At 63.7% G+C, this 14922-nt stretch carries 13 protein-coding genes; 1 reads left to right on the top strand and 12 read right to left on the bottom strand.

Annotation, left to right across the window (positions count from 1 at the left end; translation table 11 throughout):
• Positions 1-22 precede the first annotated feature (22 nt).
• From AKJ09_RS06855 to AKJ09_RS06835, 5 genes are all read right to left on the bottom strand, one after another.
• Positions 23-394, bottom strand: coding sequence for a response regulator (locus AKJ09_RS06855; protein ID WP_146646384.1), 372 nt, complete (start codon positions 392-394; stop codon positions 23-25).
• A 42-nt stretch (positions 395-436) separates the two neighbouring features.
• Positions 437-1018, bottom strand: a complete 582-nt coding sequence (locus AKJ09_RS06850; RefSeq protein ID WP_146646383.1) for a hypothetical protein — start codon at positions 1016-1018, stop codon at positions 437-439.
• Positions 1018-2673 (bottom strand): ATP-binding protein, encoded by a 1656-nt coding sequence (locus AKJ09_RS06845; RefSeq protein ID WP_146646382.1) that lies wholly within the window; start codon positions 2671-2673, stop codon positions 1018-1020. Before AKJ09_RS06845 ends, AKJ09_RS06850 begins: the two co-directional genes overlap by 1 nt.
• Positions 2670-3818 carry an FIST N-terminal domain-containing protein gene (locus tag AKJ09_RS06840; RefSeq protein ID WP_146646381.1) on the bottom strand — a complete coding sequence of 383 codons (1149 nt, stop codon included), beginning with the start codon at positions 3816-3818 and terminating at the stop codon, positions 2670-2672. The genes AKJ09_RS06845 and AKJ09_RS06840 overlap by 4 nt, the downstream gene beginning before the upstream one ends.
• 601 nt (positions 3819-4419) lie before the next feature.
• Positions 4420-5334: a class I SAM-dependent methyltransferase gene (locus tag AKJ09_RS06835; RefSeq protein WP_146646380.1), complete on the bottom strand. Its 915-nt coding sequence runs from the start codon at positions 5332-5334 to the stop codon at positions 4420-4422.
• Positions 5335-5345: 11 nt separating this feature from the next.
• On the opposite strand from AKJ09_RS06835, the gene AKJ09_RS06830 reads away from it, so the two are divergent.
• A complete protein-coding gene (locus AKJ09_RS06830) occupies positions 5346-7562 on the top strand; it encodes a hypothetical protein (protein ID WP_146646379.1) in 2217 nt (738 codons plus the stop codon).
• Here AKJ09_RS06830 and AKJ09_RS06825 read toward each other — a convergent pair whose 3' ends face one another.
• The 7 genes from AKJ09_RS06825 to AKJ09_RS06795 are packed head-to-tail and all read right to left on the bottom strand — an operon-like array spanning position 7563 to position 14831.
• Positions 7563-9251 (bottom strand): hypothetical protein, encoded by a 1689-nt coding sequence (locus AKJ09_RS06825; protein WP_146646378.1) that lies wholly within the window; start codon positions 9249-9251, stop codon positions 7563-7565.
• Positions 9248-10117 carry a glucose-1-phosphate thymidylyltransferase RfbA gene (gene rfbA / locus AKJ09_RS06820; RefSeq protein ID WP_146646377.1) on the bottom strand — a complete coding sequence of 290 codons (870 nt, stop codon included), beginning with the start codon at positions 10115-10117 and terminating at the stop codon, positions 9248-9250. The genes AKJ09_RS06825 and rfbA overlap by 4 nt, the downstream gene beginning before the upstream one ends.
• Positions 10114-11145: a dTDP-glucose 4,6-dehydratase gene (gene rfbB, locus AKJ09_RS06815; protein ID WP_146646376.1), complete on the bottom strand. Its 1032-nt coding sequence runs from the start codon at positions 11143-11145 to the stop codon at positions 10114-10116. The genes rfbA and rfbB overlap by 4 nt, the downstream gene beginning before the upstream one ends.
• Positions 11142-12107, bottom strand: coding sequence for a glycosyltransferase family 2 protein (locus AKJ09_RS06810; protein WP_146646375.1), 966 nt, complete (start codon positions 12105-12107; stop codon positions 11142-11144). The genes rfbB and AKJ09_RS06810 overlap by 4 nt, the downstream gene beginning before the upstream one ends.
• A gap of 1 nt (position 12108) precedes the next feature.
• Entirely contained in the window at positions 12109-13035 is a 927-nt protein-coding gene (locus AKJ09_RS06805) for a transketolase family protein (RefSeq protein WP_146646374.1), read from the bottom strand.
• On the bottom strand, positions 13032-13838 hold the full coding sequence (locus AKJ09_RS06800; protein ID WP_146646373.1) for a transketolase: 807 nt from the start codon (positions 13836-13838) through the stop codon (positions 13032-13034). Before AKJ09_RS06800 ends, AKJ09_RS06805 begins: the two co-directional genes overlap by 4 nt.
• Positions 13839-14831 carry an NAD-dependent epimerase/dehydratase family protein gene (locus tag AKJ09_RS06795; protein ID WP_169927324.1) on the bottom strand — a complete coding sequence of 331 codons (993 nt, stop codon included), beginning with the start codon at positions 14829-14831 and terminating at the stop codon, positions 13839-13841.
• Between the last annotated feature and the right edge of the window lie 91 nt (positions 14832-14922).

Genomic DNA, 14922 nt, shown 5'->3' with positions numbered 1-14922 from the left:
GAGCGCGCGTCGACGGCGATCGTCAGGTGCCGGTGAGCTTCTTCACCGTTGCGACGAGGATCTCGGGCTGCACCGGCTTGACCATCCACCCCTTGGCTCCGAGGCCGCGTGCTTGCGCGATGAGCTCGGGATGACCGTCGGTCGTGAGCATCACGATGGGGAAGGGCGGGCTCTTGGTCGGACCCGCGAGCTTGGCGAGAAGCTCGAGCCCGTTCATGCGCGGCATGTTCACGTCGCAGATCAGAAGCTTGATGTTGGGCGTGGCCGAAATGCGTTCGAAGGCTTCCTGGCCGTCGGCAGCTTCGATGACGTCGTAACCCACCTGCGCAAGCGCATACGCCACTTGTTGGCGAACGATGGTCGAGTCGTCGGCGATGGCGATCTTGATTCCCATGGTCGGTCCTCGCTGAGAGTGCAGCTGCGAGTCTTTCGGCTATCAGAAGACGACGACTTCGCCCTCTTTTTGAAGTGTGGCGGTGTCGTCGACGGTCGCTCCGAGCTCCACGCTCGGACTCAGCGTTGCGTCCAACCAGACGCACACGACTTGACCAGGTGTCGACGTCGCGAACTCGAAGGGGGTGCTCGTCCGTGAGCGCATGGCGACGCCGAGCGAAGGCCCCGACACGGCGGTTGGGCACTTGGTCTCGAGCGCCACGCGGTGGACGTGGAGGCGATTGCGAATGCGGCCGAGCAGCTGGTTCACGAGCTCCATCGACCAGTCTCGCACGAGAATCCAATCGGCAGACGACGATGACGTGAGCGGACGACGGCGGACCTCCGGCGGTCGGCTCGAGGAGAGGAACTCGAAGGAGCCGACGAGGAGGAGCGAGCCGCTCATGAGATCGCCACTGAAGGAGACGAGGCCGCCGCTGCACTCGTCGGGAGCGAAGGGCGGGCGCGAGGAGCCACCTACGGCAGGCGCGGACTTCGGGCGAATCGTGATGCCGTAGGCGCCGAACAAGTCGACACACGCCGCGGGCACGACGCGATCGAGGAATTCACGAGAACGGGACTTCATCAGCTCACCGCCATGTTCGAAGGGGCGGTCCCGTTCTCTCTCGATTTCGGAATGGTGATGGTGAACGTGGTTCCTGATCCAACCGCCGAGCGCACGTCGATCGCTCCTCCGACTTTCTGAACAGCTGCACGAACGGCCGACATGCCTACTCCTCGACCCGAAATCGACGTCGTGATGGTGGCGGTCGAAAGACCGTCGATGAAGATGACGTCCAGCTTCTTGCGCTCGTCCATCTGCGAGAGCGCCTGCGCCGAGACGAAGCCCAGCTCCAGAGCGCGCTTGCCGACGAGGTGGGGGTCGATGCCGCGCCCGTCGTCCGAACAACGCACGACGTAGGCGTTCGCGGTCTCCGAGAGTTCGAGCTCGAGCTTGCCGGTGGCCGGCTTGCCCTTCCGTTCGACGGGAGCCTCGAGTCCGTGGTCGATGGCGTTTCGCAACAAGTGCGAGATGACCTGGAAGACGGGGCGGACGGTCTCGACGTCCACGGTGGTGTCGGCGCCGACGAGCTGGAAGGAGACGTCCTTACCGAGCCGCGTGGCGAGCTTTTGGGAGAAATCTTCGACCGGACCGAGGACGAGGCCCGCGGGCTTTCGCAGCACCTCCGCCGTCCATCGATTCAGTTCCGCGGCTCGAGCATCTTGGATGGAGGCGATGAGCGCCTTCAACTGCGCCATCTGCTCGTGCGTGACGGCGAAGCCTTCGCGCTGTTCGACCTCTTCGAACTCGATCTCGAGGACCCGCTTGTTCGACTCGATGAAGGTACGGAGCGCGTGCTCGACATCGTCGACCTGAGTCGCTTTGACCGTGAGGTCTTCTTCGACGTGGTGAATGGTTTCGACGAGCGTGTCGAGACCGTAGGACGCCGAGTTGCCTTTGAGCGTGTGGAGTGCGCGCCGTGCGCCGGCTTGATCGTTCGCGCCCACCGCTCGTCGTGCGCTGTCGATGAGGTGTCGTGCGTCGACCAGGTAGACCCGGAACGCCTCCTTCTGCCGGAGGATGTTCACGAGGGTACGGTTGTTGTTGCTCTCTTTCGTGGCGGCTTCGAGCGCCGTCATGTCCGAGATGGTCAGGAGCAGGCCGGTGACGTCGCCCTGCTTGCTCCGGACGGCGCTCGCATCGATGCGGAGAACGCGTCCGTCTTGGGTCGGGAACTTGCGCGCCATCTGGGCGAGCGAGGCTTCCTCGGGCAGCACGTCTTCGAAGACCTGGTCGGCGGAGAGCCCGAACGTCAGTCGTGCTCGCTCGTTCATGCCGAGCAGCTGGCAAAGATTCTCGCCCTCGACCTTGTCGGCGCCGAAGAGCCGATGGCACGACTTCGTGCACTCCGGCTGCACCGTCAGCTCGCGATTGATGACGAGAAAGCCGAACGTGACGTTGTCGAGGATCGTCTTGACGGCTTCGGTGCGTTGCGCCACCTCCGCTTCGAGCGTCTCGCTGTAGCGTTTGAGCTCCGCGGCGCGCATCTCGACGAGCTCACGCTTCTGACGCGTGTTCTCTTCGCGGCGTCGTGCCGATTCGAGCTGACGGTGGAGGATCGAGTTGCTCCCCTTGTTGTAGAGGTCGAAGACCTTCTGCTTCAGGACTTCGATGGTGCGTTGGGCGGCATGGGCCTTGGCGGCCTCTCTCTCCTTGTCGTTGTCCGACTCGGAGCTCATCGTGCGGCCTCCGCGCCACGAATGGCCACGCCAACGAACGTCTGATTGATGTGCAACCCGTTGAGTTGTTCGCCGTAGGTATCGAATCCGATCATGTTCCCGGCAAAGTCGCTGAAGATCTTCGAGAGCGATGGATGCTTGTCGAGTTTCGTCGCCTCGAGTGCGCGCAGGATGCAGTTGCAGCCGATCAGAAGATCGGCGCCCTTGATGCGCTGAGCGAGACCGTCGACGTCGCGCCTGAGCGCCGTCGTCATGTCTTCGTGCTCGCCGAGCGAGAGGACCATGCCTTCTTCGATGGCGCAGAAGAAGACCATCGAACCGTCGGGCTCGATGCGTGCGATGGAGCGCACGTAGATCTCGTCGTTGCAGACGAAGGTGAGGGGATTCGAGAGCGTGACGTCGTCGTTGATGGCCGATATCGGTCTTCCGATGGCGTCGGCATAAGCCTGAATCGCCGGGACGCCGTCCATTTCGTAAACGCGTCGCGCCGGAACGTCGGCTTTGGTGATGACGAGTCGCTTGGTGGTCGTCGTGTAGTGCTGATGCTTGATGACCTCGAACGGCATCTTCGAGTCCGCGAGGACGAAGACCGCGCCGGAGGGATGCGCCATCCCGCCGTGATAGAGGTACGTGCGCTGGAACTTGAGGTCGTCGCCCGCGCTGCCACCGACGAGGGGCATGCCCTCGAGTGCGTCGGCCATGAGCGGGCAGAGGACCTCCTCTTTGCCAGACAAGCCGTCGACCAGGAGCAGGCAAAACTGGCGCTGAGGATTGACCTCTTCGCGCTGAATACCGAGTTGGCCGAAGAGCTGGTCGCTCAGCGCACGAGCGTTTTCCTCGTCGAACCGTTCGAGCGTCTCGGCCGCGGCGATGGCCCAGCGAATGCCCGGACTCGAGATTCCGATGCAGACGAGCGCTTTCGTGAAGTGAGCATCGCCGAGGTGCTCGCCGGCGGTGGTGCAGCCGACGAACGGCGTGTCTCCAAAGCGCTCGCGGAACGCGGCGGCGACCTCGTGAGGATCCTGCTCGCTCGAGTTGAAAACGAGAATCAGATCGAGCGTCGTCTGGACGCTCCACCCCTCGGTAGCTTCGGCGACCGCCTCTCGACCGTTCGGTTTTGTCGAATGTCCTTTGAGCACGTGCATGCCGGGCGCCTTTCGGGTCGAGAGGGACAAACGGCCCCGCTCGATCCGATGTTACGGCGACGAAGACATGGCTCTACGGTAACTGGAGGTTCCATCCCAAATAGGTGGGCAAATGTGCGACGTTTGCCCGACGCGCCCACGAACGGCGCCAAAGCAGAGGAGCCAGCCTGACCACGCCTATCACCGCCCGCAGTCTCCGGAGATCCACTCATCCGACCCGCGCGGCATTCACGAGCTCTGCTGTTCATGCATGCGGAGGCATGAGCACGCGGCGATAGCGAGATCTTCTACGTGTGCACCGCAAGTCGGTGCGCCGGACGCTGCCTCGCTCTCCACCACCATCCGCATGGCGTGCGTCCGTAACCGCGAACCGACCGCTCACGAGCCGTCTACGCGCGCCCCCGCGCAGACCATGTCGAGAGCAGTCACCTCGGTGGGTCCGATGAGACGGACCATCGTCGAAACCGATCACCATGTAGGCTCTCGGCGAATGTACTGGAGCCGTGATCGGTTTGTGTTTTAGGGACTACCGACGGGTCGAGCCGCGTCGCCGGCTCGGAGCCCGGGGAGAAACCTGCCGTTGCCGCTCTTTCTTCGATCTTCAAGCGTTCGCGCTGCGCTTCCACCCGATGGCGGCCAAGTTGCCTGCCGGGATCTGGAGCGGGAACGTCCCCACGCGACTCTGCTTCAGCGCACGCACGAGGGGGAGCTTCACGGGCTTCGGGAACGGAAAGAGCTTCGCCCAGTAATGCAGCGGGTAGCGGTTCACGACGGCGTCGAGCTCCACGTCCGTGAACCCCGCGCGCTCGAGGAGCTGGCGCGCGCTGTCGGGCGAGAAGAGCTGCAAGTGCTCGATGTCGAAGATCGGGCTCTTCGTCCCGAGCACGCGCGCCGAGAGCGAGCGTCGATCGTGGGCGATGACGAACATCGCGCCGCCCGGTTTCAAGAGTCTCTGCGCGGCGCGGCACATCTCGATCGGATCGCTCAAGTGCTCGAGCGTCTGAAAGCAGGTGATGAGGGCGAAGCTCGACGCCGCATAGTCGTCCGCGCGAAAGAACCCCTGCTTCAAGAGAGGCTGAACGCGCGGCGACGCGGAAGCGATGGGCGCCGCCGAAGGCTCGACGCCCACGACGTCGGTGAAGCCCGCGTCGAGCAGCTCCTCCAGAAACGCACCGTCGCCGGCGCCGATGTCGAGGGCGCCCCTGGTGTCGGGGAGACGCGAGCGAATGCGCGGCAGGAACGAGCCGTAGACCTGCGCCGCAAAGCGAGCCTCCTCGCGGCTATCGAACGCCGCTTCGTGGTACGCCTGCGAGAGCTCGGAGTCCGTGGGGACCGGACTCGCATAAAGGACGTCGCAAATCGGGCATTCGACCAGCCGATAATGCATGTATTCGGGCAGCTTTCGCGACGCGAACGCGAACGCATCCAACGCCGAAAAATCGAAGTTCGATTTGGCGAAGACGCGCGAATCATCCGTATCGGCGCAAAGCGGGCAGGGGCGCGAGATCATCTGCATCGAGGCATATTGTGACACCGCCTGCCGACGGAATCGAGCACGAGATCAAGGTGGTCGCCGAAAAGAAGGTTCGGTCGTCGTCGTCCGTCAGCGTCGTCGTGACGGCGTTGTCGATCTCTGCATTCGTCTTTACGGGGCTGATTCGCATCTATCTCGCGGGCGGTATCTCCGAAGCGGAAGAGTCGCGCATCTTCGTCCTGGCGTGCCTGACCGTTCCGGCGGCGGGCATTTTCGGTTCGTGGGGCCTCGAGCGACTGGGCCGGCGCTATTTCGATGGCGACACGCTCGTGCGACCCGTTCTCGCGATCGCGCAAGTCGTGTTCTGGGCGGGGGCGGTCTTCACGCTTCGGCGCGCGCTTCCGCCGACGGACACTGGCGAGCACGTCGATCTTCGACCGCTGTTCGGAAAAATCCTCACATTCTGGGGGTTGGGAAACGCGGGCCTGTTCACGGTGTTTGCGGCGCTTCGTCCGAGGCCGACCTTCTCGTCCAACGTTTCGTGGGCGATCGAGCGCGTGCTGCCATTGGCAATCTTTGCGGCACTTCTCCCGTTCGCGGCGCGGAATCTTCCGTCGCTCGGCACGGTGGCGCTCGCCTTGGCGTTCGGCTTTTCCAGCCTCGTGGGGGGAGAGCTCGTTCGGTTTCCGCGGCGACGTGGTCCGCGTTACGCCGTCGACGCGCTCGTGCTGCTGACGGTGCTGCTCCTCGTCGTCGATCCGGCGATGGACGTCGACGTCTATCATCACAATTTCTTCTTGGGGCCAACCGCGGCCGCACGCGCGGGAAAATCGCTTTTGGTCGACGTCAATTGCCAATACGGCGTCGGGCTGATTTATTTTCTCGCTGCCATCCTGGATCGACGCTTCGTGTCGCCGTCGCCGTCGGGTTTGGCGGTTCTCCTAGGCCTCTTCACGTGGGCCGAATACGCCGTCCTTTACGCGACGATGCGCACGGTCACGCGCAGCGCGGCGCTCTCGGCCGCCATTCTCCTCGTGATGGTCGTCGTGCCGACCTTCGAGCAGCTCAATTTCCAATCGTATTATCCGTCCGCAGGCGCGCTCCGATTTTTGCCCGGATTCTTGCTCGTCGGGTGCATTGCGCTGCGAGGCCGGTTTTCCGCGCGACGTCGGTGGCTGTTCGCCGCGGAGGCTCTCGTCGTCGGCGTGACGTCGATCTGGAGCCTCGAAGCGTTCGTCTACGTATTCGTCGCGTACTTCGGCTCGCTCGTCTACGAAGCCGCGCACGCCGAACGAGGTCAGATCGTGCGCTCGTTCGTCCGTCGGGTAGTGCCCACGGCGCTATCGATCGTGCTCTGGCACGCGGTCATCGCCGCATGGACGTTTGCGCGTGCCGGCGAGGGGCCGCAGTGGTCGCGTTACTTCGAGTACATTCGGCTCTACAGCGTGCAGGAATTCGGGTGTCTGCCGATCGAGCCGTGGACGCCGTGGCTCCTCATCGCCGGCGCGTACATCGCGACGATCGTCGCGCTCGGATACCGGCGGATCACCCTCGGTAAATCCGATCTGAAGTTCGAGTACGCCACCGCGTTTGCGATGAGCGCGCTCGGAGTTGCGCAATTCACATATTATTTGGGGCGCTCCCACTCAAACAATCTGTTTCACGTTTGTTTGCCGGCACTCTTCGTCGGTGGATTTTGGCTCATCCGCATCGCGAGTGATTCGGAGCTCGTCAGTCGCGCGTTCCGGCCATCGTTTCTGTTCGTCGGGGCCTGCGCGGCGGCCATGTTGGCGCTCTCGGCGTCGAGCGACCTCGCTCACAAGTTCGACCACACGTTGCTCGGTTTCGTAGCCACGGAGCGGACGCCAGCGTGGCCGGCACCGTCACGCCGCGCCGCCGATGCTGTGATTCTCATGCGCACGTACGCCCCCAACGCGCGTCGCGTCGCGCTCGTCTCCACGCCGGATGTCGAGGTAGAAGCGTTCCTCGTGACCCGCAAGGCGAGCATCTGGCCGCTCGCCTACTTGCCTCAAGACTTGCTGCTCCCGTCGGCGCGCCAGCGCATTCTGAGCTTCGACGACGGCCTCAAGTCGGGCGAGGTCGTCTTCGTCGACACGAGGTCGACCGCGGACGGCAACATCACGCTCGCGCACGACGTCGATCCCGTCGAAAAGGAGCTGTGGGCCGGCATCGTCCGTCGCTTCGGCACCGAAGTCCTGAGCGTTCGGCCGAGCGGCCTCGCCGCGGTGCGCCTCACGACGCGCCGTTGATCACGGCTGCGCCGGCGCTCGCTCGCTGTAAATCGTGAACCAACGGGCCGACGACTCGAGCCGATCCTCGTTCGCGTCGAGGAAGCGGTCCAACACCGTCGAGTAGAAGAAGGGGGTTCCGCTTCCCGGGTACGTCTTGACCTTCAGGGCGATCCCTTTGCCGGTCATGCGACGTCGATAATGCTCGATCAGCGCAGTTTGATCGGCTTGTTCCATGAGCCAGGCTGTGTTGCCGGCCGGGCGCATCCGTGAAAAGAGGTGCGCCGCGGGGAATTGATAATAAACGAGAAGGCGTCCACCTGGCGTCTCGTGACTCTTGATGACGTCTTCGAGATCTCGAAGGAACGCCGCCCGATCGGGGGACGTCATGAGGCCACGAAACGGTCCACTCGTAACCATCGTCGTGAGACCCTGAGGACCGTCGCGGTAAATGCTGCCCTCGAAGTGCTGGAGCATGACGGCGACGACGAGTGCGGGGCCCGCCAGGAGCACCGGCGAGAGGTGTCGGCGAGCGAGCGTTTCACGCGACAGAGCGTCGACCGCCATCGCCTCGTAGACGATGAAGAGCACGGCCGCGGGAAAGAAGCCGATGCCCCCGTTCAATTCTCCGTTCGTGCTCGCGTAGGCCGTGACGACGCCTGCGACCGCGGACGGGATCCAGACGACGAAGAACATCGTGCGCGCCGCCGCCGAGCGATGGAGGAGGAGCAAAAAAGCGGGCGCGAGGAGCGCCGCATAAATGACGATCGAGAGGTGCGAGAGAACGCTGCCCGGAAAGAAGAAGACGAGGCTGCCGAGCAAGATCGGCAAGACCAAAAACGCCGATTTGGGCTGAGCTTTTAGCGCCACGGCGGCGAGCGTCACGAGCTCGAGCGTGCGCAGGTCGAAGGGGGCGTGCCGGTACCAGCCCACGACGATGTCATGGAGCTTCGAGGGCGGGCGAGGATCGAGCCACACCCCGTAGGCGATCATCGTGTGGAGGTTCGACCAGCCGGCGCGCAGCAGGAGCGGCAGCACCGCGCCGGCGACGAGGGCCCCGCCAATGGCGTAATGCACGAAGGTCGACCGTCGCGAACCCTTCGCCACTGCGACGAGGACGAGCGTGGACACGAGAACGGGCAAGCCCAACGGCGGATAGGCGACGGTGGCAAGCCCGTGGCAAACGCCGGCCCACCCCACATCGCGATCCGTGCCGTCGGGGAGGAAGCGGCGCGCGACGAGGAACGAGCCCATCGTCAGAAAGCCGCTCCCGAGCACGTTGTAGCCGAGGTTCGGAATCGAGTGCGGGACGAACACCACGCAGAAGAGCGATGCGACGAGCGCGAGCGGCCAAGCGACGAGGCGGCGGAGCGTGGAGAACACGGTCGCCCCCACGCCGATCTTGAAAATCAAGAAGAGCGTCCGCATGAAGGCCATGATGCCCGCCGACGATCCGGTGATTTTCAGATAACTCCAGACGAATGGCGTGAGCAGCATGCCCGCCGTCTGGGCCGAGTTCATTTCGTCGATGAACGGACGATCCCCGAGCGCAAACCGGTAAGGGAGGGCCGTCGAAAAGGCCTCGTCGAGGAGGTCGACGCCGATGGCGAACCGCCGGCGCATCGCGTACAGGACGAACGCGGTGAACGCGACGGCCAGCACCGCGGACGGATCGCGCCGCCACCACGGTTTGGAGGCCGCGTCGTTCATCGCTCCTCGATGACCTGCCGGAGATAGTTTCCGTAGTCGCTCGAGCCGTACGTCTGTGCGATGCGCTCGAGCTGGGCGAGGTCGATGAATCGCTTATGGTAGGCGATCTCCTCGAGGCACGCGACCTTGAGGCCTTGGCGCTGCTCCAGGGCCTGCACGAAGACCGACGCACCGAGGAGAGAGTCGAACGTGCCGACGTCCAGCCAGGCGACGCCGCGGCCGAGCGGATTGACGTAAAGGCGACCTTGCTCGAGGTACTTCACGTTCAAATCGGTGATTTCGAGCTCGCCTCGCGCCGACGGCGTCAAGCTTCGAGCCAATTCGACGACGTTCCTGTCGTAAATATAGAGCCCCGGTACGGCCCAATTCGATCTGGGCTTTTGCGGCTTTTCCTCGATTCCGAGGACTTTGCCGTCGGCGTCGAACTCGACCACGCCGTAACGCTCGGGATCACGTACGCGGTAAGCGAAGAGCTCGGCGCCGCGATTACGCGTGACCACCGATTCGATCAATTGAATCAGCTGGTGGCCGTAGAAGATATTGTCGCCGAGGACGAGCATCACGGGGCTGTCGCCAATGAAGTCCGCCGCGATGAGGAAGGCCTGCGCGATGCCCTCGGGTTTCGGCTGCGCGAGGTACGTCAGCGAAAGGCCGAGCTCCTCTCCGGTGCCGAGCAACCCCTCGATCATCGGCAAATCGCGCGGCGTGCTGATGATCGCGATTTCGCGAATTCCCGCGAGCATCAGCGTCGCCAGCGGGTAATAAATCGCCGGCTTGTCGTAAACGGGGACGAGCTGCTTGCTCACGTACCGCGTGATCGGCGCGAGTCGTGTACCGCTTCCTCCGGCGAGAAGAATGGCCTTCATGCATGCCTCCTGCGCGTGACGGCGTGGCACCATTCGGTGTTGCCGAGGTACCACTCGATGGTTGCGACGAGTCCGCCCTCGAACGTGTGGCGGCGCGTGAAACCGAGTTCGGTGCGCGCGCGCGTGTCGTCGATCGCGTAACGGAAATCGTGGCCAGGGCGGTCGGTCACGAACTGCATTTGGCTCGCGTAGCTCTTGCCGTCACCGCGCGGACGGAGCTCGTCGAGGATGGCGCAGATGCGTTGCGCGACGTCGATGTTGGCGCGCTCCGAGGCGCCGCCAAAGCAATACGTCTGACCGGGGGTTCCGCGCTCGAGCGCGAGGAGCACGCCGCGCGAGTGATCCTCGACGTGAATCCAGTCTCGGACTTGCAGCCCTTTGCCGTAAATCGGCAATGGTTCACCTGCGAGGGCGCACGAAATGAGCCGGGGAATGAGCTTTTCCGGGAACTGACGAGGCCCGTAATTGTTCGAGCAATTCGTCGTGAGCGTTGGCAGCTTGTACGTGTGGTACCACGCACGGACGAGGTGATCTCCGGCCGCCTTCGAAGCCGCGTAAGGCGAGTTCGGCGACATGGGGCTCGTCTCGGAGAACTGGCCGGTCTCACCGAGCGCGCCGTAGACCTCGTCGGTCGAGATTTGCAAATATCGGAATCGCGATTGCTCCGCGGTGTCGAGCGACTTCCAATGTGCGAGGGAAGCCTGGAGCATGCGGAACGTGCCGACGATGTTCGTGTCGACGAAGTCGCCGGGCGCGTCGATCGAGCGGTCGACGTGCGACTCGGCGGCGAAGTTCACGATCGCGTCGATCTTCTCGGTGCGAAGGAGATCTCCGACGAGTTCGCGGTCGCAAATGTTCCCGACGACAAGCCGGCACCGCTCGTGTTTGGGGACGCTCTCTTCGTGTCCCGCGTAGGTGAGCGCGTCGAGCACCACGACGCGGTGCCCGTCGGCGAGCGCGGCTTCGACGAAGGCACTTCCGATGAATCCGGCGCCGCCGGTGACGAGCATGGAGCGTGCTGCGGTCATGGGGAGTTCTCCGCCGAATTGGTATTCGGTTCGTCGAAATTGAGGACTTTGGCCACGATGAAATGAGGCCGCTGCTTCACTTCTTCGAAAATCTTCGCGAGATATTCCGCGATGAAGGCGAGGCTGAAGAGCTGAATCGAGCCGAGGAAAAGGCAGACGACGATGATCGTGCTCACGCCCTGCGGAACCGAAGGATCCAGAATGCGGCTGATGATTTGCAAAATCGCCGCGGTCACCGCCAGGAGCGCGACGACGAGCGCCGCCATCGAGATGAACTCCAGCGGAATGTACGAGAACGAAAAGAGCCCTTTTTTCGCCCAGCGAAAATTCGAGAGCAGGTTGTTCGTCGAGCGCCCGAACATGCGCTCCGGTCGTACGTAAGGCACACCCGTCTGTTTGAAACCTGCCCACGCTCGGAGCCCGCGCATGAAGCGGTCGCGCTCGGGCAACGTGACGAGCACGTTCATCACCTTGCGATCGATCAGCGAAAAATCGCCAGCATCGACGGGGACGCGAATGTACGAAATCTTCTGGAAGAGGCGATAAAAGCCTTTGTATGCGAGCTCCCAGAGAAGCGGCATTTCACGCTTCGTGCGGATTCCGTAAACGACGTCGTAGCCCTCGACCCACTTCTTGTGGAACTCCTCGATGAGCTCGGGGGGATCTTGGAGATCGCCGTCGAGCAGCACGCAGGCGTCCCCCGTCGCGCGCTTCATACCGCTCGTGAAGGCGGCCTGAGAGCCGAAGTTGCGGCTGTGCGTGATGCCTTTGATGTGCGGGTCGGTCTTGGTGAGCTCTTCGAGGACGCGCTGCGTGTCGTCGGGACTTCCGTCGTTGACGAAAATGGTCTCGTAGTCGCAGCCGATCTTCTCGAACGTCGCGGCGAGGCGCGTCGCCATGATTGGGATTGCTTGCTCGTCTTTGTAACAAGCAATGATGGCCGAGATCTTGCGCCTGATCATGTCACCCCAACATGGCTCGTGCTGCGTTCGTCACCGTCTCGGGCGTCAACCCGCTTTGGTTCAGATGGAAGGCTGCGCTGCCGTAGCGCTGTCCTTTTCGGTATTCGGCGCTCATGACGGAGAACGCGTCGACGTCTGCCGCGACCGCGGCTGCGAACGATTCTCCGATGCCTCCGCTCGCGTAGTGCTCCTCGACGAAGAGCACGCGTCGCGTCGCGCGGACGCTCTCGCGGAGATCGCGATCGAGACCTAGATCGAGGGGGAATCGCGCAATGCCGAAAATGTCGATTTCCGCGTCCTCCGTGGGCTTCGACATTCGGTTGACGATCTGCGCGGCGTGGCCGGCGGCGACGATGGTGAGCCCGCGGCTCCGTGCGCCCGGCCTCTCGGCATAACGGCGCGTGAGCGTCGTCGGATGTTCGGAGAGCGCGGGTCGGTCGTCGGCGAATCCGGAAATGGCGAGCCGCAAATAGGCAGGATCGGCCAAGTCGGCCATCTGGCGCACCGCGGCCGCCACGTGGTTGTTCGAGCAGGGGAAGTAGAGGTGCATGTTGGGGAGCGGCTTGAGCGCGCCGAGATCTTCGAGCGCGTGATGCGTCGACCCCATGATCCCGTACGTGTACCCGCCGCCATTGCCGACGACGCGGACGGGCAGCTGATGCAGGCAGATGTCGTTGCGAATCTGCTCGAGGCAGCGGTAGGTGGCGAACGGCGCGATGGAATAGGCCCACGGGCGGAGGCCCGTGAGCGCCATGCCGGCGGCGACGCCCATCATGTTCTGCTCGGCGACGCCGACGTTGAGGAACCGCGGTCCCAGCTGGTTTTGAAGGCCCTCGAGCGCGTTGAAGCCGAGATCGCCCGTCAGGAAGACGGAGCGAGCATCGTTCGAGAGCTCACGTGCGACCGCGTCGACGAATTGCACTCTCACGACGATTCTCCATCGAGGCTACGTAGCGCGTCCCGGTATTGGGCCTCGGTCATCGGCAGGTAGTGCCATTCGAGCTTGCCCTCCATGAACCCCACGCCGTTGCCCTTTCGGGTGCGCGCGATGATGCAGGTGGGGCGTTGCGGATCGAGCTCACGGGTCGCTGCGTGCAATTGCTCGAAGTCGTGGCCGTCGATTTCATGGGTGGCAAAGCCGAACGCGCGCCATTTGTCGGCGAAGGGCTCCATGTCGAGGACCTCGCGGGTCGTGCCGAAGCCTTGAAGACCGTTCGCGTCGACGACGACGAGCAGGTTCGACAGCCCATGGTGCGAGGCGAAGGCTGCCGCCTCCCACACCGAGCCCTCGTTGCACTCGCCGTCGGAGAGGAGCGCGGCGACACGCGTGGTCTGCTCGTGGACGTGCTTGCGCGCATACGCGATGCCCGCGGCGATCGAGAGGCCGTGGCCGAGCGAGCCCGTTGCGGCGACGATGGCAGGGACGGCACGCGGCGCGGGATGCGCCGGGAAGAGCGTCCCGTCCTGGTAATAGGTCGCGATCTCCTCGTCGGAGATTCGCCCGTAGTGGTGCAGCGTCGCATAGAGCGCCGAGGCCCCGTGCCCCTTGCTCAGAAGAAACGCGTCGTCTTCACCGAGCCACACCTTGTGCAGGAGCGCGAGAATGTCGATGGACGAGAGCCCGGTGCCGATGTGTCCGGACTTTGCCCGGTAATGCATCGCCAAGAGCATCTTGCGAATCGCGAGCGCGTCGCGGCGCAGCTCGGCGAAGATCGTCGACGAGTCGGTCATTCAACGCGCTCCTGTTACCGCGTGCCGTTCGGCGTCGTTCGTGACGTTCGTGTTCTCGTCCGTGAAACGTGCGGTCGCGGCGAGGCCGTCGTCGAGTGACGTCGTCGCCTTCCAACCGAGCATTTCGAACGCCTTCGTCGGATTCGAATACCAGTCACGGTGATCCCAACGGCGATTGGCCATCGAGCCCCAGACCGGTTCTTGCGCAATGCCGAAGAGCTGGCGGACGCGTTCCACGATGGTCGCGAGCGTCGTCGCATGTCCGCTTCCGATGTTGAAGACTTCACCGCGCGCCACGGTCGTCGCGGACTCGACGACGCGTTCGAAGGCGTTGCAGACGTCGTCGATGTAAACGAAGTCGCGTGAAATTTGCGGATCGACGAGGGGAGGGTACGTCCCCTCTTTCCCGCACTTCAGGAGTCGCGGAATCAGCCGTGAAGCTTCTTCGTACGGGCCGTAGACCGACGAGAGGCGCAAGACCCAACCGGGGAAGTTGCGTGTCTTCGAGACGAACTGCACGAACGCGGTCGCGGCGACTTTGGAGACGGCGTAGTCGCTGTCGGGCAGCGGCGCGGAATCCTCGCGGGGCGCCGTGCAGTGGAGGCCGTATTCGGACGACGAGCCGGCATGCACGAAGGCGCGGAAGCCCGGCAGTGCGCCGGCAGCCTCGACGAGGTGGCGGACGGCCTCGAAGTTGACGCGGTAGATGCGCGACGGCTCCGTCTGGCTCGGGTAAGCGCCGTAGGCCGCGCAGTTGAGCACAACCTCGGGCTGGGCGTCACGAAGGAGCGCACTCACCTCGTTCGCGGCCGTGAGGTCGACCTTCACCGTCTCGATGGTCGAGGCCGCGTTGGCGAGTCGCCATCCTGCGCCCGATGGCCCGCAAACGGCCACCACCCGATGTCCCTTGGCCGCGAAATGACGGCACAGGGACGCTCCGACGAAGCCGGTCGCCCCCGTCACGAGGACCGTCGAGGTAGCACTTCTCCGCATGTGGCTCTGTATAGTGCGAAATCGGTGGGCAAAAGTACCACGAGACCGTGGACTTGTTGACGTCGAAATGTGTGCCCATCCAAACGGAGCC

The organism is Labilithrix luteola (assembly GCF_001263205.1).
Lineage (GTDB): Bacteria > Myxococcota_A > Polyangia > Polyangiales > Polyangiaceae > Labilithrix > Labilithrix luteola.
The sequence above is the reverse complement of the archived record's forward strand: the minus strand, read 5'-3'. Positions and strand labels throughout refer to the sequence as shown.

Excerpts from the sequence above, each read along its gene's own strand:
- AKJ09_RS06800 (WP_146646373.1), bottom strand. The coding sequence starts at position 13,838 with ATGACCGACTCGTCGACGATCTTCGCCGAGCTGCGCCGCGACGCGCTC.
- AKJ09_RS06810 (WP_146646375.1), bottom strand. The coding sequence starts at position 12,107 with ATGATCAGGCGCAAGATCTCGGCCATCATTGCTTGTTACAAAGACGAG.
- AKJ09_RS06855 (WP_146646384.1), bottom strand. The coding sequence starts at position 394 with ATGGGAATCAAGATCGCCATCGCCGACGACTCGACCATCGTTCGCCAA.
- AKJ09_RS06850 (WP_146646383.1), bottom strand. The coding sequence starts at position 1,018 with ATGAAGTCCCGTTCTCGTGAATTCCTCGATCGCGTCGTGCCCGCGGCG.
- AKJ09_RS06795 (WP_169927324.1), bottom strand. The coding sequence starts at position 14,831 with ATGCGGAGAAGTGCTACCTCGACGGTCCTCGTGACGGGGGCGACCGGC.
- rfbA (WP_146646377.1), bottom strand. The coding sequence starts at position 10,117 with ATGAAGGCCATTCTTCTCGCCGGAGGAAGCGGTACACGACTCGCGCCG.
- AKJ09_RS06845 (WP_146646382.1), bottom strand. The coding sequence starts at position 2,673 with ATGAGCTCCGAGTCGGACAACGACAAGGAGAGAGAGGCCGCCAAGGCC.
- rfbB (WP_146646376.1), bottom strand. The coding sequence starts at position 11,145 with ATGACCGCAGCACGCTCCATGCTCGTCACCGGCGGCGCCGGATTCATC.
- AKJ09_RS06825 (WP_146646378.1), bottom strand. The coding sequence starts at position 9,251 with ATGAACGACGCGGCCTCCAAACCGTGGTGGCGGCGCGATCCGTCCGCG.
- AKJ09_RS06840 (WP_146646381.1), bottom strand. The coding sequence starts at position 3,818 with ATGCACGTGCTCAAAGGACATTCGACAAAACCGAACGGTCGAGAGGCG.
- AKJ09_RS06835 (WP_146646380.1), bottom strand. The coding sequence starts at position 5,334 with ATGCAGATGATCTCGCGCCCCTGCCCGCTTTGCGCCGATACGGATGAT.